Annotated in this window: 9 protein-coding genes; all 9 read left to right on the top strand. The window is 72.8% G+C overall.

The features are described from left to right. Positions 1–82 precede the first annotated feature (82 nt). The 9 genes from AB0I60_RS35440 to AB0I60_RS35400 all read left to right on the top strand — a co-directional run bounded on the left by AB0I60_RS35440 (position 83) and on the right by AB0I60_RS35400 (position 26,309). A complete protein-coding gene (locus tag AB0I60_RS35440) occupies positions 83–964 on the top strand; it encodes a 3-oxoacyl-[acyl-carrier-protein] synthase III C-terminal domain-containing protein (RefSeq protein ID WP_360738113.1) in 882 nt (293 codons plus the stop codon). Next, positions 958–2,610 carry an AMP-binding protein gene (locus AB0I60_RS35435; protein ID WP_360738071.1) on the top strand — a complete coding sequence of 551 codons (1,653 nt, stop codon included), beginning with the start codon at positions 958–960 and terminating at the stop codon, positions 2,608–2,610. The genes AB0I60_RS35440 and AB0I60_RS35435 overlap by 7 nt, the downstream gene beginning before the upstream one ends. After that, positions 2,553–3,614 carry an NAD-dependent epimerase/dehydratase family protein gene (locus AB0I60_RS35430; RefSeq protein ID WP_360738069.1) on the top strand — a complete coding sequence of 354 codons (1,062 nt, stop codon included), beginning with the start codon at positions 2,553–2,555 and terminating at the stop codon, positions 3,612–3,614. The genes AB0I60_RS35435 and AB0I60_RS35430 overlap by 58 nt, the downstream gene beginning before the upstream one ends. A 515-nt stretch (positions 3,615–4,129) precedes the next feature. After that, the gene (locus AB0I60_RS35425) at positions 4,130–11,557 is read left to right on the top strand and encodes an SDR family NAD(P)-dependent oxidoreductase (RefSeq protein WP_360738066.1); all 7,428 of its coding nucleotides are present in this window, start codon (positions 4,130–4,132) and stop codon (positions 11,555–11,557) included. Positions 11,558–11,572: 15 nt separating this feature from the next. Then, positions 11,573–12,685 (top strand): SDR family oxidoreductase, encoded by a 1,113-nt coding sequence (locus tag AB0I60_RS35420; protein ID WP_360738064.1) that lies wholly within the window; start codon positions 11,573–11,575, stop codon positions 12,683–12,685. A 202-nt stretch (positions 12,686–12,887) separates the two neighbouring features. Then, the gene (locus AB0I60_RS35415) at positions 12,888–13,796 is read left to right on the top strand and encodes an alpha/beta fold hydrolase (protein WP_360738062.1); all 909 of its coding nucleotides are present in this window, start codon (positions 12,888–12,890) and stop codon (positions 13,794–13,796) included. A 325-nt stretch (positions 13,797–14,121) separates the two neighbouring features. Beyond that, entirely contained in the window at positions 14,122–15,756 is a 1,635-nt protein-coding gene (locus tag AB0I60_RS35410; protein WP_360738060.1) for a PfaD family polyunsaturated fatty acid/polyketide biosynthesis protein, read from the top strand. Between the two features lie 7 nt (positions 15,757–15,763). Continuing rightward, positions 15,764–21,715 (top strand): SDR family NAD(P)-dependent oxidoreductase, encoded by a 5,952-nt coding sequence (locus AB0I60_RS35405; RefSeq protein ID WP_360738058.1) that lies wholly within the window; start codon positions 15,764–15,766, stop codon positions 21,713–21,715. A 4-nt stretch (positions 21,716–21,719) separates the two neighbouring features. Further along, the gene (locus AB0I60_RS35400; RefSeq protein ID WP_360738055.1) at positions 21,720–26,309 is read left to right on the top strand and encodes a hypothetical protein; all 4,590 of its coding nucleotides are present in this window, start codon (positions 21,720–21,722) and stop codon (positions 26,307–26,309) included. Positions 26,310–26,387 lie beyond the last annotated feature (78 nt).

The raw sequence follows: 26,387 nt of genomic DNA, 5'->3' as shown, positions 1-26,387 counted from the left end.
GCAGCCGCAGGAAGAGTTGATCGCGCTGATACGCAAGGCGGCGGCACCCGGTTTGAAGGTTCCGGAGCGGACCTTGACCCGCATGTTCGGCCTGCACAGCAGGACTGTCGCGGATGCAGCGTGCTATCCCTCCGACCTGGCTGCGGCTGCGGCCCGGAAGGGGCTGGAGTCGGCGGGTTGGCACCCGGAGGATCTCGACCTGCTGGTGTTCGCCGCAGTCTCCGAGGACGTGGAAGAGCCGGCGACCGCGCACATCGTCGCCGACAAGATCGGCGCGCGCTGTCCGGTGTTCGACCTGAAGAACGCCTGCAACAGCGTGCTCAACGCGTTGCAGGTCGCCGATGCCCTGATCCGTACCGACGCGCGCTGCCGCCGGGTGCTGGTGGTGTCCGGCGAGACCTTGTCGCGGCACAGCAGGCACACCATCCGGGACCGGGACGAACTGCTGGAGTCGCTGGCGTCGTACTCCGTCGCCGACCTGGGGGCGGCCGTCCTGCTGGAGGCGGCGGACGCACCGGGGATCATCGCCGCCCGGTTCTCGGCCAACTCGCGTGCCTGGTCCGCCGCGACCCTGCCGAACGTGTACCTCCAGCAGAGCATGGGCGAGACGGTGGTGGGGGAGGGGGTCGTGCGGTCGTGGGAGTTGAGCAACGCGCTCGACGTCCGGACCCGTGACGAGGTGGCGGGCCTGCTGGCGGAACTGGACATGAGCATGGACGACATGGCGCTGGTGTGCGTGCACCAACCGTCCGTGGAGTTCACCCGTCTCCTGTGCGCGGGATTCGGCATCCCCGAGGACAAGGTGCGCGACACGGTGCCCTTCTACGGCAACGTCGGGGCGGCGACCCTTCCGTTGCAGCTGCACCTGGCCCAGCAGGCGGGAGCCCTGCGCCCCGGTGACCTCGTGGCACTGCTGGGCGTTGCCAGCGGCCTGAGCGTGGGATTGATGGTGCTGACATGGTGATACCGGAGTCGCCCTACCGAGGGGTGGGGGAAACGCTGGTCGGTGCGTTCCTCGACCACGTCGGGACCCGACCCGACCAGGTCGCCATGATCTGCCGCCCGTCGCGTGCGGACCACGTCCGCACCACCTTCGCCGGGCTGCACCGGTCCTACTCGCGTGCGGTCACCACCTTCGCGGAGGCGGGGATCGGCCGTGGCACCCGCACGGCGGTGCTGGTGCGCGATCCGGTCACCCTGGTCGCGTCGATCTACGCCCTCACCGCGCTGCAAGCCGTGCCGATCCTGCTCGATGCCGGGCTGCCTCGGCGCGCGCTCGCCCGCTGTCTCGCGGACGTCGCGCCGGAGGCTTTCGTCGGGGGCACCGCCGTGCACGCCGCCCGATTGTTGCTGGGATGGGGACGGCACTCCGCGCGCATCGCGGTGAAGGTCGGCGACCTGGTCGACGAGGGGAGTGGCGACGGACATGCGGTGCCGGAGCCGGTGACACCCGATGCAGACGGCCTGGCGTTGTTGGCATTCACCTCGGGTTCGACCGGACCGCCCAAGGCGGTGCAGTACACCCAACGCCAACTGGCCGGTCAAGCGGAGGCGGCCGGCGCGGTGCTGGGAATTCGGCCGGGAGCCGTGGCGGTCGCCGGGTTCGCGCCGTTCGCGCTCTACGGACCGGCCCTCGGGGCCACCATCGTCATACCGGACATGGACTTCCGCAAACCGGCCGAGGTGGACCCGCGTCGGCTCGTCACCACGATCACCCGGTGCGGTGCCTCGGTGCTGTTCGGGTCGCCCGCGTGGTTGAACACCCTGGCCCGCCACTGCGTGCATCGACGCGTCGTGCTGGACACGGTCACCTGTGTGGCATCGTTCGGAGCGCCGATGCCAGGCTCTCTCGTGGACCTGCTTGCACGTTGCGTTCCGCCGCCGGCACTCGTCCGCAGCGTCTACGGGGCCACCGAGTGCCTCCCGGTCTGCCTCATCGAGCGGAGCGAGCTCTCGGACACCAGACAGGCCAGGGACACCGGGGCCGGAACCTGCCTCGGCAAGCCGCTCCCGCGAGTGTCGGTGCGGATCATCCACCCGGGTGTCGATCACGCGGCCCCCTGGTCGGACCGCCTCCTCGTCCCTCCGGGACAGACCGGTGAGATCGCGGTCTGCGGCCCCGGGGTGAGCCGGGCCTACTTCGGCAGACCCGAAGCCGACGCCGCCGCCAAGATCCGCGACGGAGCCGAGGTCGTGCACCGGACCGGCGACCTGGGCCGCCTCGACGAGCAGGGCCGGGTGTGGCTCGCCGGGAGGAAGAGCCACCGCGTGCCGACGCGCTCGGGCCACCTGGACACCGAATGCGTGGAGCCTGCCTGTGACGCTGTGCCGGGTGTGCGCCGCACCGCTCTGGTCGACGCCGGTGTGCCCGTGCTGTGCGCCGAACCCGACGGCACCGCGGAGGGCAGCGACGAGCGGGCCCTGGTGGCGGCGCTGCGCCGACGGTTGGTCGAGGTGTGCGGGATCGACGTCGTGCACGAGGTGTTGATCCACCGGGGACTCCCCGTCGACATCCGGCACAACGCCAAGATCGACCGTGACCTGCTGGCGCAGTGGGCGCGACGGAGGCTGCACGGGCCCGCGAACCGCAGCACCGGAGGAGCCTCGTGAAAATCCTGGTCACCGGAGGCAGCGGATTCCTCGGTCGGGCGATCTGCCGGCGGTTGACGCGCCAAGGACATGCGGTGCGCAGCCTGAGCCGCGGCCACAGCACCGAGTTGACCGGCTTGGGAGTGGAACAGCACCGCGGCGATCTCCGCGACCCGGCCGCCGTCGCCACCGCCGTCGACGGCTGCTCGGCGGTGATCCACACCGGCGCGAAGGCCGGGATCTGGGGCACCCGGAGCGAGTTCTACGACATCAACGTCCGCGGCACCCAGCACGTCGTGTCGGCGTGCCGTGACCACGGAGTCGGCCTGCTGGTGCACACCTCCAGCGCCAGCGTGGTCTTCGACGGCACCGACCTGACCGGTGCCGACGAAACGACCCCGTACCCCGAGAGGTACCTGGCGGGGTACCCGTGGTCCAAAGCGCTGGCGGAGCAGGTCGTCCTGGCGGCCACCGGACCGCACCTGGCCACCACGGTCCTGCGCCCGCACCTGATCTGGGGTTCCGGTGACCCCCACTTCCTGCCGCGCCTGCTGCGCGCCGCACGCCGGCCACTGCCGTTGATCGGGGACGGCGACAACCGGATCGACACGATCCACGTCGACAACGCCGCCGAGGCGCACCTGCTCGCCCTGGACCGGCTGACCGAGCGGACCACGACGACGGGCCGGATCTACTTCATCAGCCAGGACCAGCCGGTGGCCCTGCGCGACATGATCGGCAGGCTGACGGCGGCGGCCGGGGTGCCGGCGACCTTCCGCAGACTGCCACGCCGGTCGGCCTACATCGCGGGTGGACTGATGGAGTGGTTGTGGAAGTGCGCCCCCGGTGCGCAAGGCCCGCCGCTGACCCGTTTCCTGGTCGCGGAACTCGCCACCTCCCACTGGTTCGACATCGGCGCTGCCAAGGCGGACCTGGCATTCGCCCCGACCATCGACATCCCCACCGGGCTGGCGCTCCTGGAGCAGCACCTGCGTTCCACAGGAGCCTTCCGCCCGGCCACCTGAGCTCGACGCCACCAACGCCTCCGCCCGTGACGATCCGGCCTTGACGACCAAGCGGAGTCCCGGAGCGCAGCCGAATCCTCCCGAGGCCCGTGGCTATGCGCCCATGTCGGACAGGCTCTGTGGGCAGGCGTCCTCGCGGGGCGCGGACGCAGACCGTCGTCCCGGGCCCGATGGTTGCGGTCCAGACGGGCGCAAGGACACGTGGTCGGCGCGCGGCTCCCGGTTGTCCCGTCCGGCTGGAAGGGACGCCAGCCGGACAGCGGCAGTGCGATTTCCCCGCCGGCAGTCGAGGCACAACGTTTCGAGCAGAACGGACCGGGAGGTCCGGACTATTCATCGCCGGGAATCCCTGGTGCACGATGGATCCAGTGCTCTCGGCGAATTCTCCACCGTCGAGGTCCCGGCAGCTCGCGGTCATCCCGTCGAATCGAGGGCCGGTGCCCGCGACGGGTGAGTCACGGGTTCCGGCAGCACGGCTACGGCCCGACCGGGGAACATGACGAAAGGCGGCGCTGATGGATCGTCCAGGAACTTTCGATGACCGAGTCGAATCCATCGCCGTCGTCGGTGTCGGCCTTCGCCTGCCGGGCGGTCTGCGCACCATGGACGAGTTGTGGGATGCGCTCGCGAAGGAGAAGGACCTGGTCGGGGAGTTGGCTTCGGACAGGTTCGACGTCGAGCGGTTCGTGTCGCCCGGCGTGCGGAAGGAGGGGAAGTCCGACACCGGCGCGGCGGGACTGCTGGACGGGATCGACCGGTTCGACGCGCGGTACTTCGGGATCTCACCGAAGGAGGCGTCGCGGATCGATCCGCAGCAGCGACTGCTGCTCGAATGCGCGGTCGAGGCGTTCGACGACGCCGGCATCGACCCCGACGGCCTGCGCGGTGGCGACACCGCGGTGATCGTGGGCTGCGCTTCGCACGACTACGCCGACCTCCAGACCAGGAGGCGGCGCACCACGAACGCCTACACCATGGGCGGCGGGGCGGTGAACAACACCGCGAATCGGGTGTCCTACGCCTTCGACCTGCGCGGCCCGTCGTTCGCGGTGGACACGGCCTGCTCGTCGTCGTTGACGGCCGTGCACCACGCCTGCGAGGTGCTGCGCACGGGGCGGAGCGGAGCCGCCCTGGCAGGCGGGGTGAACGTGCTGCTCAGCCCCCACTCCCAAGTGGGTTTCGCCCAGGCGACGATGTTGTCGCCGACGGGGAGGTGCAAGCCGTTCTCGGCGCTGGCCGACGGCTACGTGCGGGCGGAAGGCGCGGCTGTGCTGCTGCTCAAGCCGTTGCAGGCCGCGCTGGCGGACGGTGACCGCGTGCACGTGGTGATCGTTGCCAGCGGGATCAACTCGGACGGCCGCACCCAGGGGTTGTCGTTGCCGAGCGAGGAGAGCCAGGCGGAGCTGATCCGTCTGGTGCACGGCTCGGCCGGTGTCGAGCCGCACCGGGTCGCCTACGTCGAAGCCCACGGCACGGGGACGCCGGCAGGCGACCCGATCGAGTGCTCGGCGCTCGGCTCGGTGCTGGGCGCCCGGGGCGGCGCGCAACCGGTGCCGATCGGCTCGGTGAAGTCCAACCTGGGACACCTGGAGGCTGCTTCGGGCGTGGCCGGGCTGCTCAAGGCAGCGCTGGTGCTGCGGGAGAAGACCGTTCCCGCCACCCTGCACGCCGAACCGGTCAATGAGGCCATCGACTTCGACGGCCTGGGGTTGACCACCGTGGTGAAGGCACGGCCGCTGCGCGGAGGCGATGACCAGGTCGTGTGCGTCAACTCGTTCGGCTTCGGCGGGTCGAATGCGCACGCGATCCTCGCGGCCCCGCCGGCTTCGCCGCAGAGCGGGCAGGTCCGCACGAGCGTGCCGATCGTCGTGTCGGCCCGCACACCGGAAGCGCTCAGCGCAGCAGCACAGCGTTGGGCCGACCACCTGGACGGGGTGGAGAACGGAGCCTGGTACGACACGGCCTACACGTCCTGCCGGCGTCGAGGTCGGCACGAGCACCGCCTCGTCGCGCTGGCCGCCGACCCGGCGTCGGCCGCCGCCGGGCTCCGCGCCTCGGCGGCCGGCCGGCCACAGCCGGGTACCGCGTCGAGCCCGGCGGTCGAACACGGTGCGATCGGGTTCGTCTTCACCGGCAACGGGTCGCAGTGGGCGGGGATGGGGGCCGAGCTGCTGGCCGGCGACGACGTGTTCCGCGCCGAGGTCGAGGCCGTCGACCGGGAGCTGGCACCGTGGCTGGGCTGGTCGGTGCTGGAGCTGATGAAGAACGCGGGTCCCGGCGATCGCCGGGTGGAACGGACCGAGTTCGCCCAACCGCTGCTGTTCGCCGTCCAAGCGGGCCTGGTGGCGGCGCTCGCCGCTCGGGGCGTACGGCCCGCGGCGGTGCTCGGGCACAGCGTCGGCGAGGTCGCGGCGGCCTACTGCGCCGGGGCGTTGGATCGCGCGGAAGCCTGTCGCGTGATCGCCGTGCGCAGCCGCAACCAGGCCCGCACCGCCGGAACCGGGCGGATGGCGGCGGTGGGTCTCGGTGCCGCCGAGATCGAAGGGCGGCTCGCTGCCTACGCGGGCCGGCTGGCCCTTGCCGCCGTCAACAGCCCCCGGGACGTCACCGTCTCCGGTGACGTCGACGCGCTGGCGGACTTCGGGGCCGCGCTCGGCTCCGAAGGGGTGTTCTTCCGCGATCTCGAGCTGGACTACGCCTTCCACAGCGAGGCGATGGACCCGATCCGGAGGTCCTTCCTCGACGAGCTGGCCGGCGTCGACACCACCGACGCGAGCATTCCGCTGATCTCCACGGTAACCGGGCGCGCACTGGGCAAGACCCCGGCGGACGCCGACTACTGGTGGCGCAACCTGCGTGAACCGGTCCAGTTCGAGCGGGCGGTGCGGACTCTGGTACGCGCGCACGGCTGCGACGTCCTGGTGGAGATCGGTCCACACCCCGTGCTGCGCACCTACCTGCGGCGAGCGGCCGGCGCACGAGCAGTCGCGGTTCTGCCCACCTTGAGCCGCACCGCCGCGGATGTGCGGGCGGTGGACACGGCGGTGGCCTACGTCATCGCGGCCGGCGGCACCATCGACTGGGCCGCCTTGTTCCCGGCCGAGGGACGTGTGGTGTCCCTTCCCGCCTACCCCTGGCAACGCGAACGGCACTGGAACGGCGCACCCGACTGGTGGGCGGAAGAAGCGTCACAGCAGGGTGTCGACGACGACCGGCACCCACTCCTCGGCACCCGACGGCCAGGCCCCGAGCCGGTCTGGCAGCAGCAGTTCGAGCCGGGTTCACCCGGCTGGCTCGCCGACCACCGGGTCGGCGACTCGGTGGTGCTGCCCGCCGCCGCCTACATCGACATGGCCCTGTCCAGCGGCCGGAGCGTCTTCGACGCCCCGGCGGAGATCATCGGCATCACGTTCCACCGCGCGCTGGAACTACCGGTCACCGACCCGGACATGGATGTCCGCGTGAACACCGCGCTGTCCGCCGACGGGGTGTTCCGCGTCCACTCCGGCAGTGGCGACGGGTCGGATTGGGTCGAGCACTCCAAGGGGCACGTGCAGCAGTTGCTGCGTGACCGCCCCCCGGTGCTGGACGTCACCGGGATTCGGGCCCGGTTGGACGGCGAGTTCGTCGGTGACGAGCACTACGCGCTCTGCGCCCGGCTGGGCCTGGTGTACGGGCCGCACTTCCGCACGCTGGTCGGCGGCCGAGTGGGCGGGGAGGGGGAGTGCCTGGCCGAGTACGCCGCGCACACCGACCCCGGGCGTGTCCACGTCGCACACCCCACGATCCTCGACGGTGCCCTACAGGCAACGGTGGCGCTCGTGGGGTCGACGGGGCAGGCGTTCCTGCCAGCGTCGGCAGAACGCGTGTGCTGTTGGGAGCGCCTGCCCGCGACCGGTCTGATCCACGCCCGCGAGCGCTTCCACGACGACCGCGAAGCCGTCCTGGACGTGACCGTCACCCACCTCGACGGAACCGTCGTGCTGGAACTGCTCGGGTGCCGCCTGCGCCGATTCGACGGCAACCAGGCCGCCGAGCCGATCCACGTGACCGAGGTGCTCAGAGCAGCCCCGCTGCCCGGCACACCGGCACCCCCCTCCCCGGTGCCGCCACCGGAGATCGTCCTGCACCGCGCGAAGGCCGAACTCGCCGCACTCGACGCCACCTGGCAGGACAACCGCTACCCGCAGGCGCAAGCCGGCCTGCGCGAGTTGTCGAGCCACTTCACCGCCGCCGCCCTCCGGGAAATCCTGCCCGACCGGCGTTCGATAGCCCTGGAGGACCTGTTCGAGGCGGGAGTCGACCGCAAGCACACCCGCTTCCTGCGCACCCTCCTCCGCTCGGCGGAGCGGCACGGCGTGGTGGTCGGGGCGGGACCGGACCGCTGGGACCTGCCCGACCGACCGCAGCACCAGCGCTCGATGCGGACCTTCCTGCGCGACTTCCCCGCCGACAGCGTGGACGCCGTGGTCTTCGGCGTGTGCGGGCGCAACCTCGCGGACGTGCTCCGAGGCGTCCGAGACCCGCTGAAGCTGCTCGTCTCCGAGGCCGACGCCCTCGCCGCCCGCCTCTGGGACGGGTGGCCGGTGCTGCGGCACCACAACAAGCTGGCCAGGCAGTTGCTGCGCGAGGTGGTGGCAGGATGGCCCGGCGACCGCTGCCTGCGGATCCTGGAGGTCGGGGCCGGTACCGGTGGCCTCACCGCCTCCCTGCTGCCCGAGCTGCCGGCCGAGCGCACCCACTACACCTTCACCGACGTCTCCCCGGCGTTCTTCACCCGTGCCCGCAGCCGTTTCGCCGCCTACGACTTCATCGACTACCGGCAGCTCGACCTGGACTCCGACCCGCACGACCAAGGCTTCTCGGAAGCGTCCTACGACCTGGTCGTCGCCTCCAACGTGCTGCACGCCACCAAGGACCTCGGCGCGACGCTGGACCACCTCCGCCGGCTGACGGCGGACGGCGGACACCTGCTGGCACTCGAATCCCACAACCTGGAACTGCTGGCACCGGTGTTCGGGATGCTCGACTCCTTCTGGTCGGCGCAGGACCCCGTCCTGCGCCCGGACGGGCCGTTGCTCCCGCGCGAGCGGTGGGCACCGCTGCTGGCGGAGCACGGCTTCACCGGAACCGTTCAGACCGGGGATTCGACCGAGCCCGGGAGGAACGACTTCTCCGTCATCCTCGCCGCCCGTTCGCCCCGCGCCGTCGTCGCGACCGGAACCGCTGCCTCCGACGCAGCCCCGTCGTCGGTCGTGGTGGTCGGTGAGGGGGCCGCGGTGCTGCACGACGCCGTCATCACCGAACTCGACCGGCGCGCTTCGGGCGTCGTGCGCTCCTTCCCCCTCACCGACGACCCCACCTGCTGGGACGCGGTGTTGAACGCCGAACCCGAGCCGCTCGACGTGGTGCTGTTGCTCGACGAGCCACGAGATGATCTGTCACCGGCTCAGGTGACGGAGGAGGCCGTCCGGCGGATAGGGGTTCTGCGCGGGGCGATGGTCGCCCTCGAACGGCTGCCCGAACACCGCCGACCGACCCTGTGGCTGGTGCACTGCACCGTCGAGGAAGTTCCGGTCGCCCTCTCGCCCTCGCCGTCCTGCGTCGGTTCCGCGCTCTGGGGAGCCGCGCGCAGCGCGGCCAACGAACACCCGGGCACGGCCGTCCGCCGGATCTCGCTAGCCTACCGCAGCGAATCCAGCGGATCGGCGGTGCGCGACCTGGTCGCCGAGCTGCACGCGCGGCAGGAGGACGACGAGGTCCTGCTCACCGGAGCGGGGCGATTCGTCACCCGTGTTCGGCCGGTGCCGACCCACCCGGTGCCGAGTGCGTGCGACACCGCGCCCTACGCCCTGGCGTTGGACCGTCCCGGTCCGCAGTACCAACTGGACTGGCGCCCACTGTCCGTGCCCGAGCCCGGCGACGGCGAAGTCGTCGTCGAGGTCCGCGCGGCGGCGCTGAACTACCGCGACGTGCTGCTCGCGATGGGGATGGTGCCCCCGATGGCGGATCGACGCGGTCCGGGCCTGCCCAGCCTCGGGTGCGACTTCGCCGGCGTCGTGCGCGCGGTCGGTCCGGGCGTGACCGCGTTCTCCGCCGGGGACCGCGTGGCGGGCGCGACGATGGGGTGCCTGGGCAGCCACACCGTGGCCGATGCCCACCACCTGTTTCCCATCCCCGACCCGATGGGCTTCGCCGAAGCGTCGACCATGCCGACCGTCTTCCTCACCGCGATCTACGGGCTCAAGCACCTCGCCCGACTCGGCAGCGGTGAAACGGTCCTGGTCCACGGCGGGGCCGGCGGGGTCGGCCTCGCCGCCCTGCAGATCGCGGAGAACACCGGCGCGCGGGTGATCGCCACCGCGGGCACTCCCGCCAAGCGCGACCTGCTGCGCCTGCTCGACGTGGACCACGTCCACGACTCGCGCGGGCTGCGCTTCGCCGACGAGCTGCACGACCCGGCCGGCGGCGGTGGTGTCGACGTCGTGCTCAACTCCCTGGCGGGGGAGGGAATGGTCCGCAGCCTCCGGGCGCTCAAGCCGCACGGCCGATTCGTCGAACTGGGCAAGCGGGACTTCCTCGACGACAACAGCCTGCCGCTGGCACCCTTCCTGCACAACATCGCGTTCTTCGGTGTGGACGTCTCGGCGATGCTCGCCGGCTCCACGCGGATCGGCCCCGCCGTCGAGGAGCTCGGCCGCGCGGTCCGAGGCGGGAGCTGTCGACCGCTCCCTTTTCGCAGCTACGCCCCCGCCGAGGTGCAGGAGGCATTCACGAGCCTGCAACACTCGCGCCACATCGGCAAGATCGTCATCACCTTCGACGAACCGGCACCACTGCACCAACCGCTGCCCCCGATGGCCGCGGACCCGCACGCCACCTACCTGATCACCGGCGGTCTGGGCGGGTTCGGCGCGGCCACCGCGCGACACCTGGCCGCACGCGGCGCACGCCACCTGACGCTGCTGGGCCGACGCGGCGACCGCTCGCCGGAAGCCCCCGCCTTGCTGGAGGACCTCGCCGGCTCGGGCGTGGAGGTGGCGGTCCACGCCGTCGACGCCGCAGACGGCGACGCCCTGCGGGCCGTGTTCGACGACCTCTACGACCGCCGGCTGGCCGGCGTCGTGCACGCCGCCATGGTGCTCGACGACGCGCCGCTCACCGAGCTGACCGACGAGCGGGTACGCACCGTCCTGGCACCCAAACTGACCGCAGGTCTTCACCTGGACGCCTTGACGCGGCACCGGGAACTCGACTTCTTCGTCGTCTACAGCTCCGTGTCCGCCTTGATGGGCAACCTGCTCCAGTCCGCCTACACAGGGGCGAATTCCGCTATGGAGGCGATGGTCCGCGCACGGCGCCGCAGCGGGCTTCCCGGGCTCGCCGTCCAGTGGGGTGCCATCGCCGACGCCGGCTACGTCCAGCGCACCGGGATGGAGCGCGAGATCTCCGCCGCCGGCATCGGCCTGATGCCCGGCGCGCAGGCGCTGTCGGTCCTGGACCACCTGCTGGGCAGCCCGGATCCGGAGGTCGTCGCAGTCGGGCACTTCGACTGGGGTGCGGCCCACCGGTTCATGGTCGCGCTGTCGGCTCCCCGCACCCGGGAACTGCTCTCCTCGCACGAGGACTCCGACACCGACGACAGCCTGCTCGCCGACCTCGCACAAGCCTCTCCCGAGCACGTCGTCCTCGCCGCCCGGTCGGCGGTCGCGGAAGTCTTCGGCCACGTCCTCCAGTTGCCCGCCGACCAGGTCGACCACGACCGGCGGCCGGACCAGATGGGCGTCGACTCGTTGATGGGAGCGGAGATCTCCACCCGGATCCGCCGTCGGTTCGGCTGCGAGGTGCCCGTGCTCGAAGTCCTCGGCGCGGCCGACCTCACGGCCCTGACCCAGCGCATCCTCACCCGGCTGGGGCACTCCTCGGCACACCCGACCGCCTGAGGACCGGAGGACACCATGGCGACACTCCTCACCGGTGCCACCGGCTTCCTCGGCGGCCAGCTCTGCGCGGAGCTGCTGAAGGAGGAGGACACCCCCGTCTACTGCCTGGTCCGCGCACCCGACCGGACGACGGCGGCCCGCCGTCTCCACGCACGCTTGTCCGCTGCGGACGCAACGGAGGAGTCGATACGGCGGGCGGTACCCGTCGTCGGGGACATCACGCGGTCCGACCTCGGCCTGGCCCCCGGCACCCGGGACGAACTCGCCTCGTCCGTGACCGACATCGTCCACTGCGCCGCGTCGATCAACATGTCGGCTCCCTACGACCAACTCGTCCGCCCCAACGTCGAGGGGACGCTGCTCCTCCTCGACCTGGCCGAGCGCCGCGCCGGACTCGGCGGCGACCCCGTGCACTTCCACTTCGTGTCCTCGGTCGGGGTCTTCCTGCACGCACGTCGCACGGGGTTGTCCGAGGTGGACGAGGCGGTGACCCCGGATCCCCCCATGGCCGACTCCTGGGGCTACGCCCTGAGCAAGATCACCGCGGAGGCCGAACTGCGGGCCGCAGCGGCGCAGGGCCTCCCCCTCACCGTCCACCGGCCCGGGCTCATCACCGCCCACTCGCGGACCGGTCGCACGATGGTCGAGGCGGACACCCTCGCCGTGCTGGCCCAGGCCGTGGTCGTACTCGGCGTGGCCCCGGACACCACGTCCTGGTTCCCGCTCGACACCGTCGACACCATCGCCCGTGGGATGGCGGCGCTCCGCTCCCGGGAGAACACCGGCCACACCTACCACCACGTCCGCCCCACGCCGGTGCCGTTCAGCCACATCTTCGACGCGCTGCGCACTCTCGGGTACCGCCTGCCCACCGTCTCCACCGACCTGTGGTGGCGTCACGTCGCAGCACGGGCGGACGACCCCGGCGTGTCCCGACTGGCCATCCTCACCGACGTCGCCAAACCCGCGTTGACCAACGGCCACACACCGGACATCCGCTCCGACCGGACGTGGGACGTCCTCACCCGAACCGGCCTGAACCCGCCGCCACTGGACCACGACCACTTCTGCCGCTTCATCGCCCACCTCATCGCAGAGGGGACACTGCCCCCGCCGGTCGGCGCATGACACCTCCACGAGTCCCGGGTCCCGGTGCACGTGACGAGAGGACCACCGACCGGAAGCCCGGAAAATGCCCAGACTCGCGGTGTCGCCGCCCCTCGACCCTCGCCTCGATCACTCGATCGTGTGAGGCCGCCGACGACCCGGATCCGCCTCTGAACCACTAACGTGACGTGGCGATCGGCTGTCCAGGAAAGGGTCTTGCGGCGTGTGGCGGTCCTTGGCGCTTCTGGCCCTGATTTCCCTGCTGTCGGCGACCCCGGGGAGTGCTGCGGCCGCGATCGGTTCGGGCGCGGCGGCGTTGGCCAACGCCGCTCTGCGCCCGGACACCCCGCCCGCCGGGGCGAACGACTTCTCGTGCCGACCGTCGGCCGAGCACCCGCGACCGGTGGTGCTGGTGCACGGCACCGTCGAGAACATGACCTACAACTGGTTCGCCCTGTCGCCGTTGCTGGCCGAAGCCGGCTACTGCGTCTTCGCGTTCAACTACGGCCAGCGGCCCGGACGCGTCGTCGGCCTTCCCGGATCCCGCCTCGCCGGCGGCGTCGCGCCCGTTGCGGCCTCCGCGGTCGAACTCGCCGCCTTCGTCGACGAGGTGCTGGCCCGCACCCGCGCGCCGGAGGTCGACCTCGTCGGGCACAGCCAGGGCGCACTGATGCCCCGCCACTACCTGAAGTTCCTCGGCGGTGCCGCCAAAGTGCACCACCTCGTGGGCCTCGCGCCGCCCAACCACGGCACGACCGTGATCGGCCTGGCCCGGCTGCCCGGTGTGCCCGACCTGCTCGCCGCCGCCGTCGGCGAGTCGGTCGTGGACCAGGTGGCCGGGTCGGACTTCCTGCGCGAGCTCAACGCGGGCGGTGACACCGTGCCGGGCGTGCACTACACGGTGATCGCCACCCGCTACGACGAGGTCGTCACTCCTTACACCTCCGCTTTCCTCGACGGTCCCGAGGTGGACAACATCACCCTCCAGGGCCTGTGCGGTCCGTTGCAGGCGTCCGAACACCTCGGCATCTCCTTCGACTCCGCAGCCCTCGGGCACGTCCTCAACGCACTCGATGCCCCTCGTGCGCGGCCGGTCACGTGTGGACTGGCGCTCCCGGTGGTCGGCGGCTGATCCCGTCCAGGACGGGCCGGCCGCCTGCACCCCGCGTGGTCGACCCGGTCGACGGGTGCCCGCGCCACGGCACCACTCCCTGCTGAGCCGAGGACAATGGGGCGCAGGACCCCGGTCGGACAGACCGGACCATCCGACCGGCGCGGTCGTCCTGCGCGGTGTTCGCGCTGGTCTGCCGGGGGAGGCCCGACCGCACCTCGACCGCGTCACACCTTCGGGCCGGCACCAGGAGACGGCTGTCGTCCGCCACCCCGTCCCACGCAGACTTCAGACCGGTGACCACCGCACCGGGCGGCGTCGGGTCACGGAGAGGTGGTGAGGGCTGATGGCAGTCGGTCCCGATGTCCGGGCGCTGGCGCACGAGCACGAGGACTCCGATCACCCGCGCGGAACGGGACACGCCGTGTCCGAGGAGGCGGCGCTCCTCGCGGCCGCTCGACGGGTCCGGGAGCGGGTGCACCTCGTCGTGGACGGGGAGCGGATCGGTGTGGCGTTCGACGGCGACACCGACCTGCCGCCCGCCGGCCTCGTCGGCACGTTGCCCCCGCTCTACCCGGAGTGGCTCGGGGACCGCTCGTTCGGCCAAGTGCACGGCGTGCGGTTTCCCTACGTGGTGGGGGAGATGGCCAACGGCATCGCCACCACCGGCATGGTCGCGGCGGCGGCGCGGGTGGGCCTGCTGGGCTTCTTCGGCGCGGCGGGGCTGTCCGTCAGCGCCGTCGACCGGGCCCTGGACGAGCTGACCGTGGACCCGGGCGAACACGCGCCGTGGGGCGTGAACCTCATCCGCTCGCCCCAGGAGCCGGCGACCGAGGACCGCATCGTCGAACTCCTGCTGCGCCGGGGCGTCCGGTGCGTGTCGGTGTCCGCCTTCACCGAACCGAGCGCTGCCGTGGTGCGGTGCGCGGCGACCGGCCTGCGGCGCGGGCCGCACGGGGTGAGCCGCCGCGTGCGGCTGTTCCCGAAGGTCTCCCACCCGGTCGTCGCCGAGCGGTTCATGTCCCCCGCCCCTGCCGCGCTGCTGCGGGAGCTGGTGGACGACGGCCGGTTGACGCGCGAGGAAGCCGAGTTGGCGGCCGGCATCCCGCTGGCCGAGGACATCACCGTCGAGGGAGACAGCGGCGGCCACACCGACAACCGACCCCTGGTCGCCCTGCTGCCCACGATCACGGCGTTGCGCGACGAGGTGGTGCGCCGGTTCGGCTACCGGGAACCGATCCGGGTCGGTGCCGCCGGCGGCCTGGGCACGCCGGCCGGTGTCGCGGCGGCGTTCGCGCTCGGCGCGGCCTACGTGCTGACCGGGTCGGTCAACCAGGCCGCCGTGGAGTCCGGGCTTTCCGCCGAGGCCAAGAAGATGCTCGCCGCCGCGGACCTCGCCGACGTGGTGATGGCGCCGGCCGCCGACCTGTTCGAGTTCGGCGGCAAGGTCCAGGTGCTGTGCCGCGGCACCATGTACGCGGTCAGGGCCGCCAAGCTGTACCAGCTCTACGTGGACCACCCCTCCGTGGAGGACATCCCGGGCGCAGTCCGCGACAAGCTCGAACGGCAGGTGCTGCACGCCTCGCTGGAGGAGGTCTGGGAGGAGACGACCCGGTTCTGGCAGGCGACCGATCCGAGCGAGCTGGTCCACGCGCAGGCCGAGCCGAAGCACCGGATGGCACTGCTGTTCCGCTGGTACCTGGGCAGGTCCAGCCGCTGGGCGATCGACGGGGAACGCACGCGCCGCGCCGACTACCAGGTGTGGTGCGGCCCGGCCATGGGCGCGTTCAACCGGTGGGCCGCCGGCAGCCACCTCGCCCCGGTCGACAACCGCTCGGTGGGGGAGATCGCGCTGAACCTCATGGAAGGCGCCTCGGTCGTCACCCGGGCGCAGCAGTTGCGCAGCCACGCCCTTCCGGTGCCGGCGCGGGCTTTCTCGTTCACGCCGCGCCGGCTGACCGCCGAGAAGCACGGAGTCTGAGGTGGACATGACGAGCGAAACCCCCCATCCGCGCCAGGTGCCCATCGCGGTGGTCGGCGTCGGTGCCCTGCTGCCGGGTTGCGACGACATCGAGGACTTCTGGCGGTCCGTGCTGACCGGGCGGGACCTGATCGGCGACGTCCCAACGACGCACTGGTCGGTGGACGACTACTACGACCCCGATCCGTCCGCTGCGGACAAGACCTACGGTCGTCGGGGCGCTTTCCTGCGGCCGACCGAGTTCGACACGCTCGCGTTCGGGATCCCGCCCAAAGCGCTGCCGGCGACCGACACCACCCAGTTGCTCTCGCTGGTGGTCGTGGAACGACTGCTCGCCGACGCGTTCGGCGATCGGACACCCCCCGACCGCGAGCGGATCGGCGTCGTCCTAGGCACGTCGGCGGTCGAGCTGCTCTGGACCATGGCCGCCCGGCTCCAGCGCCCCGTGTGGCTCAAGGCCCTGCGGGCGAGCGGGATCACCGAACCGGAGGCGGAGCGGATCTGCGACCGGATCGCGGGCCACTACCCCGAGTGGCAGGAGGAGAGCTTCCCCGGCCTGCTCGGCAACGTCGTGGCGGGCAGGATCGCCAACAGGTTCGACTTCCACGGGACCAACTACATCACCGACGCGGCCTGTGCCAGCTCGCTGGCCGCGATCTCCACGGCGGTCGACCAACTGGCGCTCGGCAAGGCCGACGTCGTGATCACCGGAGGTGCCGACACCTCCAACGACATCCTGATGTACATGTGCTTCTCCAAGACACCCGCCATGTCGCCGTCGGGGGACTGCCGCCCGTTCTCCGACCGCGCCGACGGCACCGTCCTCGGTGAGGGACTGGTGTTCTTCGCCCTCAAGCGGCTGGCGGACGCCGAACGCGACGGCGACCGCGTCTACGGGGTGATCAAGGGCGTGGGCAGCTCGTCGGACGGCAAGGGCGCGGCCGTCTACACCCCCGTGCCGCAGGGGCAGCAGCGGGCGTTGCGACGCGCCTACGAGGTGGCCGGCTACGGACCGGACACGGTGGAACTGGTCGAGGCGCACGGCACGGGGACCAAGGCCGGCGACGCAGCCGAAGTCGCGGCTCTGCGTGAGGTGTTCGGGACCGGCGGCGCACCGCGCACCGCACTGGGGTCGGTCAAGTCCCAGTTGGGCCACCTCAAGTGCGCCGCGGGCGCGGTCGGCCTGCTCAAGGCGCTGCTCGCGCTCAACCAGGGCGTCCTCGCGCCCACCGCGAAGGTGGAACGGCCCAACCCGGACCTGTTGCTGGAGAGCAGCTCCCTGTACCTCAACACGACGGCCCGGCCCTGGGTGCGCGGTGGCAGCCACCCCCGGCGGGCAGCGGTGTCCAGTTTCGGTTTCGGGGGCAGCAACTTCCACCTGACGGTCGAGGAGTACGTGCCCGGCCCCGACTCCGCGGCGCACCGCGCTCCCCGGTTCCGCGCGCTGCCCGCCGAGCTGGTGACGCTGAGCGCCGCGACATCGGACGACCTGCTGGCCCGACTCGACGAACTGGCGTCGGGGAAGGCGGATCTCACCGCCGTGGCGAGGTGCGCTCAGCAGGAGTTCCGGGCCGGCGACCGACACCGGCTGGCCCTCGTGGCCCGGGACGGCGACGATCTCGTGCACCAGGCGACCGAGATCCGCCGGTTGGTCGGGAGCCGCCCGGACAAGCCCTTCGCCACCCCGGGCGGTGCCCACTACGCGGTGGGCGACGCCGCGCCCGGCGCGCTGTGCCTGCTCTTCCCCGGGCAGGGCGGCCAGTACCCGGGCATGGGCGGCGACGTCGCGGTGCACCTGCCGCAGGCGTTGGCGGTCTGGGACGCGGCGGCTTCGATCGACGCGGACGCGCGGATGCTGCACGAGGTCGCGCACCCGGTACCGGTCTTCACCGACGACGAGCGGACCGCGCAGCTCGCGCTGCTGACCGCCACGGAGTGGGCACAGCCGGCCCTGGCGGTGCACAGCCTGGCGCTGCTGGAGGTGCTGCGGTCGGTGGGCGTCCGGCCCGACCTGGTCGCCGGGCACAGCCTCGGTGAACTGGTGGCCCTGCACGCGGCAGGCGTGTTCGACGCACCGGACCTCGTCCGCCTGGCGCGCAAGCGCGGCGAGCTGATGGGCGCGGTCCGCGCCGCACCCGGCGCGATGTGCGCCGTCGCCGTCGGGGTGGACCAGGGCGAGGACCTGCTGGCCGAGTTCGGCGCGGACGGGTTGTGGCTGGCCAACGACAACGGTCCGGAACAGGTCGTGTTCTCCGGTCTCGCGGACCGCGTCGACGGTTTCCGGCGCTGGCTCGACGAGCGTGGTGTGCGCGTGCGCCGGCTGCCGGTGTCGCACGCCTTCCACACGCCGCTGGTGGCGGACGCCGGCGCACCCCTGCTCGACTTCCTGCGCGCCGTGCCGGTGCGCCCGCCGGGGATTCCGGTCGTGGGCAACCGGGACGCCGCAGCGTACCCGGATGACCCGGACGAGATCCGGCACGCCCTCGCCGCCCAGGTCGGCGCCCGCGTCCGGTTCGCCGACCAGGTCGAGGAGCTGTACCGGCGCGGAGCCCGAACCTTCATCGAGGTCGGTGCCGGCTCTGCGCTGACAGGTCTGGTCACCGCCACCCTCGGCGACCGGCCGCACGCGGCGGCGAGCACCGAACCCCGTCGCGGCGACGGCATCGCGGGGCTGTTCGAGGTCCTGGGCAGGCTGGCCGTGGCCGGCGTCCCGCTGGACTTCGCGGCACTCTGGGAGTCCTACGACCGGATCGGGACCGGACACCACGACAAGCCCGCCGGCAGGCGGGCCACGGTGCCGATCCTCGGTGCCAACTACCGCGAGCCCCGCTCCACCGAGAGCAGGTCGGCGACACCGCCCACGCCTGCACCGGAACCGCCGGTACAGGGCGGGCTCGTCGCCTCGGGCGTACCGCACGCTCCGGCCCTGCCGGCCCCGACCCGGCTGCCCGCCGCACCGGCGGTGTCCGCACCGCTGCCGGCCGCAGCGCCGAGCACCGTGCCACCGCCGTCGCCCCCTCCGCCGCCCGCGACCGTCCCGCTCAACGGCGACAGGTGGCGGGCATTGCACGAATCGCAACGCGAGACGGCACTCGCCCACGCCGCCTACCAGCGGGCGATGGCGGACAACCACACCGCCTTCCTGAAGCTGACCGAGGTGGCGCTCACGTCCATGGCCGCCGCGCTGGACGGCGACGGACACCGCACCCCCGGGTCGGACCAGGTCGAGCCCCCGACGACCCGGTCCGCGATCACGCCTGCCCCCGCGCCTGTCGCGCGGATGGTGCTCCCCACCGAGCCGCCACCCGCTCCCGAACCGCTCGCCGCACCACCCCCGCCCCCCGTCGAACGGGAAGGACCCCCGGCACCGCCCGGCCCCGCACCGGTGGAGACCCCGCCGAACCTGGAGGAAGTGCTGCTGTCGGTGGTCGCGGAACGCACGGGCTTCCCGGAGGAGATGCTCTCCGGCGACATGGACCTGGAGGCCGACCTCGGTGTCGACTCGATCAAACGGGTCGAGGTGCTCTCGGCGCTGCGCGACCGGGTGCCGGCGTTGGCCGACGTCGACGCCGCCCGGCTGGGCAAGACGCGGACGCTGCGCGAGATCGCGGACCTCTTCGGCGCCGTCGCGCCCGTGCCGGCCCCGATACCCGGGGCCCGCACGCCCGGACCGCTCGATCCCGAACCGCCGCCGGCGGCGCGGCTGGCACTGCGCACCGTCCCCGCGCCCGCACCCGGCCTGCGCATGGCCGGCCTGTCCGACGGGCCCGTTCTGATCACACCTGCGGAGTCCGGCTTGGCCGAAGCGCTCGCGGCCCGGCTCGCCGCCTGCGGCGTGCCCGCCGAGGCCGTGACCGAGGTGCCCGCCGACGCCCGCGCGGTGGTGTTCCTCGGCGGCCTCCGGCACGTCGACTCGCCCGACGACGCGTTCGCCGTTCAGCGCGAGGCGTTCCGGCTCACCCGCGACCTCGCCGCGCGCTTCGCCCGCGACGGAGGGCTCCTGGTCACCGTGCAGGACACCGGAGGCGACTTCGGGCAGCGCGGCGCGCATCGGGAGCGGGCCTGGCTGGGCGGGATCGCCGCCCTGGCGCGCACCGCGGCCGTCGAGTGGCCCCGGGCCTCGGTGAAGGCGATCGACTGCGAACGCGGTGACCGCGACGCCGCAGCTCTCGCCCACGCCCTGGCCGAGGAGTTGTTGACCGGCGGAACGGCCCCCGAGGCCGGTCTGCGCGCCGACGGGGCACGCACCACGCCCGTCCTGGTACCCGCGCCGTTGACCGACGAGCACGACGACCTCATCCGCCCGGATTCGGTACTGGTGGTCAGCGGCGGGGCGCGGGGCATCACCGCGTGTGCGCTGGCCGCGCTGGCCGCGCGGCACCGGCCGCGACTGGTGCTCCTCGGACGCACCCCGCTGACCGGAGAACCCGAGGCGCTGCGCGCCCACGGGGATGTGCGGTCGCTGACCAGGGCGTTGGCCGAGCGCGAACGCGACCGGACCGGGCACCTGCCCACCCCCGCCGAGACAGCCGCTCTGGCCGCCCGGGTGCTGGCCGGCCGTGAGCTGAACCGGACCCTGGACGAGTTGCGCGGCCACGGCTCGACGGTGCAGTACGTCTGCGTGGACGTCCGCGACGCGACCGCCCTGGACGCGCGACTCGCCGACGTGCGCGCGGACTGGGGACCTGTCACCGGGATCGTGCACGCCGCCGGGGTGCTCGCCGACCGGCGGCTGGAGGACAAGACCGACGTGCAGTTCGACCGGGTGTTCGACACCAAGGTCGAGGGGCTGCGCGGCCTGCTCGCGGCGACCGCGACCGATCCGCTGGAACTGATCTGCGTGTTCTCGTCGGTGGCCGCCGTGCACGGCAACCTCGGGCAGTGCGACTACGCGATGGCCAACGAGGTGCTCGCGCACGTCGCTTCCGTCGAGCGGGCCGCCCGCCCGCACTGCCGGGTGCGGTCGATCGCCTGGGGGCCGTGGCGCGGCGGCATGGTCGCGCCCGAGCTGGCCCGCGAGTTCGACCGCCGGGGCGTACCCCTGATCGATCCGGCAGCAGGAGCACGTGCGTTCGTCGCCGACCTGTCCGCCGACTCGTCGGACGTGCGGGTGGTCGTGGGAGCGCCGGGTGGCGGGGCGCCGCACGGCGTCGAGCGCACGCTCGCCGCCGAGGTGCTGCTCAGCGCAAAATCGCACGGCCACCTGGTCGACCACGCCGTCGCGGGCAGCCCCGTGCTGCCGATGGCGCTCGTGCTGGAGTGGTTGCAGGGCGCGGCGGTCGCCTTGTCGCCGGGCGCGGACACCGTGGTACTCGACGACGTCAAGGTCCTCCACAAAGTCCTGCTGCCCGACCTCGCCACCACCGGACACCGGTTGAGCGTGCGCGGCAGGCAGCGGGCGGAGCACGCCGAAGCCGGGTGGGACCTGGAGTTGGTCGGGAACGCCGGGACGATCCACTACCGCGCGACGGCGTCCCCGGTCGGAGCTTCCGATCCCTCGCCGTGGCCTCTGCCGAGCGGTGAGCCGTTCGGTCCGGACAGGCTCTACGACGGTGTCCAGCTGTTCCACGGGCCGGCGTTCCAGATGTTGAAGGAGCAGGTGGTCCTCGGCGAGGACACGGCCACCGGCGTCGTCGTCGGCCTGCGCGCGATGGGCTGGCCGGCAGGCAGCCGGCACACCGATCCCGCAGCGGTGGACGGAGCGCTGCAACTCGCCGGGTTCTGGGCGGCACATCGGCTGGGCGGCGGCTGGCTGCCCATGTCGGTCGGGCGGTTCGCGGTCGGCCGCGCGGGGCTGCTCACCGCGCCGGCCGACGTCGTCGTGCGAATCGGGCGGATCGAGCACGACACCCTGCGGTGCGACCTCAGGATCCAGGACGGCGGTGGTGTGGTGGCGGAGTTGACCGACATCGTGTTGGTGCGCCGGCCCGACGTGCCCGTCGACCGGCAGGAGAGGTGAGGACGTGGAGGATCACGAGCCGGTAGGCGTGGTCGCGGTCGTGGTCGCGGCCGCTGACGGTGCGACCACCGCCGATCTGTGGCGTGCCCTGCTCGACGGGGCGGCGTGGCCGGCCACCGGTGCGCGCGGGGTGGTCGTCGAACCGGTGTCCGCCGCGCTCGACGAGGCGGCGAGGACCGCGCTCCTGCCCGCGCGCGGCATCGCCGTGGCCGGCGCGGCGGACCGGGCCGGGGAACCGCTGGCCCGCCTGGGCTGTTCCGCCACCGTGCTCCCCGTCCCCCCGCACTCGACCCCGCTGGACGTGGCCGCCGGCGCAGTCGCCTCCCGCGCGGTCGACACCGCGCTGGCCGTCGAACTCGCGGCCCCCGGTCCCGGCGTACCGGAAATCGCCGTGGTGGTGGTGCTCAAGCGCCTCGCCGACGCCCGCCGCAACGGTGAGGTCGTCTCCGCGCTCCTCGCGGACCTGGACGGCCCGGCGGACCTGGCGGTGGGAGCGGGCGACGACCGGGAACCGCGCAGGTTCGACCCCGCCGCCTGCACGGGCGTGCCGGTGACGGGGCTGTTCGCGGTGGCGTGCGCCGCGTTGGCGGTGCGCCACCGGACGGTGCCGGAGGCGAACGCGCCCGCCCGCCCGTGGCCCGGCGGGTGGACCGCCGAGGTGGACACCGGGGCGCGCTCTGTCCGGTTGCGCACCGCCGACGCGGTACCGTGGGTCGCCGGAGCCCCCTGGGCGCTGCGGGTCTTCTCGGGAGCGGACCGGGCCGGAGTCGTGGCGTCGGTGCAGGCGGGGCGACCGTCCGACCTCGGGCCCGCCCGGCTGGTCGTGTGGTCCACCGAAGGCCGGCCGCTGCACGAGGTCGAGGCAGCCGCGTGCCGGTGGTTGGCGGGCACCGGGCCGAAGCCGCGCACCGCGGTCTACCGGCACGGCCCGCTGGCGGGGGAAGTGGCTTTCGTCTTCGGGAACGGCGCGGCGGCCTACCCGGGCATGGGTGCGGAGCTGCTCACCGCCCTGCCCGGACCGGTGGCCGACGTCGAGCGCGTGTTCGGCCCCGTCCGCGGCCTGCTGACGCCGGCGGCCGAGTCCGGCGACGACCCGATGCCCGCGGCACTGCGGCAGATCTGGGGCGCCGGGACGCTGGCGGGGGTGCACCGTGAGGTGACCGGGACGGTGCTGGGCATCCGGCCGGACGCGGTGATCGGCTACTCCTCCGGCGAGATGGTCGCGATGGCCGTCATGCGGGTGTGGCGGGACCCGGGCGAGGTCGTCCGGCAGGTACGCGAGTCCTGGCTCTACACCTCGGGTGTCGTGGGCGGTTTCGAGGCGTTGCGGGAGGGCCGGCAGCGGACCGGTGCGCCCGGTCGGGGATGGGCGTGCCACCTGGTGCACGCTGCGCCCGAGCAGGTCCGGTCCGCTGTGGCGGGGGAGCGCGGCGTCCACCTGATGCTGCTCAACGCCCCGCAGTCGTGCGTCATCGGCGGTGATCCGGGCGGCTGTGCGCGGGTGGTCGACCGGCTGGGCGTCGACCGCGCCTGGGAGATCGACTACCCGGTCGTCGCGCACGTGCCCGAGCTGGCCTGGGTCCGCGACCGGTTCCGCGCCCTCTACCACCAGCCCACGAACGAGGTCGGGGACACCCGCTTCTACTCGTGCGCGACCACCGGCTGGTACCTGCCGACGCCGGAGAACGTCTCGGACGCGCTCACCGCGCAGCTGGTCGGCACGGCGGACTTCGCCGGGACCGTGGAGCGCGCGTGGCAGGACGGGGTGAGGGTGTTCGTGGAGCACGGGCCGCGAGGGGTGTGCTCCCGGTGGGTCGACCAGGTGCTCGAAGGCCGCGAGCACCTGGCGGTCGCACTCGACGTGCCTGGCCGCGGGGATGTCCACCACCTGGTCGGCGTGATCGCGGAACTGCTCGCCGCAGGCGTGCGGATGGACGTGGCGGCACTGCTGGAGCACCTCTCGGACCGGTCGGCCATGGACGCGGCACCTGCGCTCCCGGTCGCGCACCACGTGCAGGTGGCGCGCTTGCACCAGGAGTTCGTCGAACGCGAGGGGGCCGTGCACCGGCGATTCCTCGACCTGCGTGCGCGAGTCGACGCGGTGCTGCGCGGAGGCGGGGGCACCGGCACGCCGACGGGCGACACCACTTCGCCGTCCGACAGCCCACCGGCGGCGAGCCCGTGGTGGTCGTCGAGGAAACCCGTCTTCGACCGCGCCCAACTCGAACAGCACGCGGACGGTCGGGTCGGCGAGCTGTTCGGACCCCTGTTCGCGGACCAGCACGGCTTCCGCAGGCAGACACGACTGCCCGGATCGCCGGTGCTGCTGGTCGACCGCGTGGTGGCGCTCGACGCCGAACCCGCCTCGATGGGCCGCGGCACGATCAGGACCGAGACCGACCTCCGCGCCGACGACTGGTACGTCGACCCCACCGGCCGGCTGGCACCCGCGCTGCTGCCGGAACTGGGCCAGGGCAACATCCTCCTGTTGAGCTGGCTCGGCGTGGACCTGACCACCGGCGGTGACCGGGTCTACCGCGCGCTGGGTTGCGAGCTCACCTACCACGGCAGCCCGCCCAAGGTCGGCGACACGGTCGAGTTCGAGACCACGGTCGAGTCGTTCGCCGAGCACAGCGGACTGCTGGTGGTCGCCTTCCGCGCAGAGTGCCGGGTGGCCGGGCAACCGCGTCTGACCGTGCGCGACGCCCGAGCAGGGTTCTTCACCGAAGCAGACCTCGCCGGCGCCGAGGGGGTGACGTGGCGGCCGGGCTCCGCACCCCCGCGACCGGGACCGGTCGACCCGCCGCTGTGCACTGCCGAGCGGTCCGCCTTCGGGCCCCGGGAGGTGCGGGCGCTGGCGGCCGGCAGCCCCTCCGACTGCTTCGGCTCGCCGTGGCGGCGGACGCGGGCGCACCTGCGCACCCCGCGCATCGCGGGCGGTGAACTGCTGGTGCTGGACGAGGTGACCCGGCTGGAGTTCGGGGGAGGGCCGTGGGGCCGGGGCTACCTGCGCGCCGAGAGCGCCCTGACCGGCGACGAGTGGTTCTTCGCCGGGCACTTCGAGGGCGACCCCTGCATGCCGGGATCGCTCATGCTGCAAGGCTGTGCGCAGGCCCTGTCCTTCTACCTGGCGGCCTCCGGCTGCACGGTGGAGCGGGACGGGTGGCGGTTCGAACCCGTACCGGAGCGCCCGGTCCGGCTCACCTGCCGCACGCAGGTCACCCCCCGCAACCGCCACCTCGTCTACGAGGTGTTCGTGCGCGAGCTCTCGCTGCGGGGTCGCCCCACCGTGGTCGCCGACGTGCGGTGCTCGGTGGACGGGGTCGGCGCGCTGCACGCCCGGGAGATGGCCGTGCGCTTGGTGCCGGACTGGCCGCTGGACCAGTGGCGCTCGCAACCGGCGATCCCACGCCGGGTCGCACCGGCCGGACCACCCGCCGTGCTGGGCGGCCTGGCCGGGCACCGCGACGACCGACCGGCCGCCCGGGTGGACGGTCTGCGGCTCGACTACCCCGCGCTGTTGGCCTGTGCCTGGGGGCGGCCCAGCGAGGCGATGGGGCCGGCCGCCGCCGCGTTGGACGACGCGGACTGGATCGCCCCGCGCTGTCCCGGCCCGCCCTACCACTTCATGAGCAGGATCGCCGAGACCGGCGGGCCGCCACGCGGCACGCAGGCCGGCGGCGCCGTGGAGGTGGAGTACGACGTTCCGGACCGAGCGTGGTTCTTCGACCAGGACGACGACAACGCGGTGATGCCGTTCGCGGTGATGCTGGAGACGGTGCTCCAACCGTGCGGCTGGCTCGCCGCGCACGTCGGCGGGTTCGACCCGGTTCGCCGCTTCCGCAATCTCGACGGCTCCGCCACCGTGCGGGGGGTGGTGCGGGCGGGCGCGGGTGTACTGCGCACCCGGGTCGAGACGACCGAGTCGTCCACCAGCGGTGAGGTCACCATCCAACGGTTCGAGGTCGCCTGCCGGCTGGGCGACGTGCCGGTGCTGACGATGTCCACGGTGTTCGGCTTCTTCCCTCCCGACGCCTTCGCCCTCCAGACCGGCCTTCCTGCCACGGAGGCCGAACGCGCTGCGATCGCCGGACCCGCGCAGGAAGTGTGCGATCTCCGGGGGCCGGCCGGCTCGGCCGGCCCCCGGCTGTCGGTCGACCTGCTGCTCGCGCTCGACCGGATCACCGGCTACTGGCCGACCGGCGGGCCGGCCGGGTTGGGCCGGGTGAGGGGTGAGAAGCGCGTGGACGCCGGGGAGTGGTACTTCAAGGCGCACTTCTTCCAGGACCCCGTGCAACCGGGTTCCCTGGGGCTTGAGTCGATGGTCCAGCTCGTGCGGTGGTACGCCGTCGAATGCGGACTCACCGCCGGGATGGTCGACCCCCGTTTCGAACCGGTGGCGCTGGGGCACCCGTTCGAGTGGAGTTACCGGGGACAGGTACTGCCCACCGACGAATTGGTGACCGTGGAAGCCGACGTGCTGGAGATCCGCCGGGACGAGCGCGGCCCGGTCGTGGTCGCGCAGGCACGGCTCTGGGTCGACGGCAGGTGCATCTACCGGGGCACGCCCGCAGTCCGCATCGTCGCGGGGTGAGCCCCGACAAACGCGGCGGGAGCGGCAGTTCACTTCTTCATCCTGTCGGGCGGTCCGGTCCGCGACATTGCTCGAACG

The sequence above is a fragment of the Actinosynnema sp. NPDC050436 genome (assembly GCF_040655415.1).
Lineage (GTDB): Bacteria > Actinomycetota > Actinomycetes > Mycobacteriales > Pseudonocardiaceae > Actinosynnema.
Note: the sequence above shows the minus strand (reverse complement) of the source record. Positions and strands in the feature narration are given on the sequence as shown.

Bases quoted from the DNA above. Each gene is read 5' to 3' on its own strand.
- AB0I60_RS35435 (WP_360738071.1), top strand. From the start codon at position 958: ATGGTGATACCGGAGTCGCCCTACCGAGGGGTGGGGGAAACGCTGGTC.
- AB0I60_RS35425 (WP_360738066.1), top strand. From the start codon at position 4,130: ATGGATCGTCCAGGAACTTTCGATGACCGAGTCGAATCCATCGCCGTC.
- AB0I60_RS35420 (WP_360738064.1), top strand. From the start codon at position 11,573: ATGGCGACACTCCTCACCGGTGCCACCGGCTTCCTCGGCGGCCAGCTC.
- AB0I60_RS35405 (WP_360738058.1), top strand. From the start codon at position 15,764: ATGACGAGCGAAACCCCCCATCCGCGCCAGGTGCCCATCGCGGTGGTC.
- AB0I60_RS35410 (WP_360738060.1), top strand. From the start codon at position 14,122: ATGGCAGTCGGTCCCGATGTCCGGGCGCTGGCGCACGAGCACGAGGAC.
- AB0I60_RS35440 (WP_360738113.1), top strand. From the start codon at position 83: ATGTTCGGCCTGCACAGCAGGACTGTCGCGGATGCAGCGTGCTATCCC.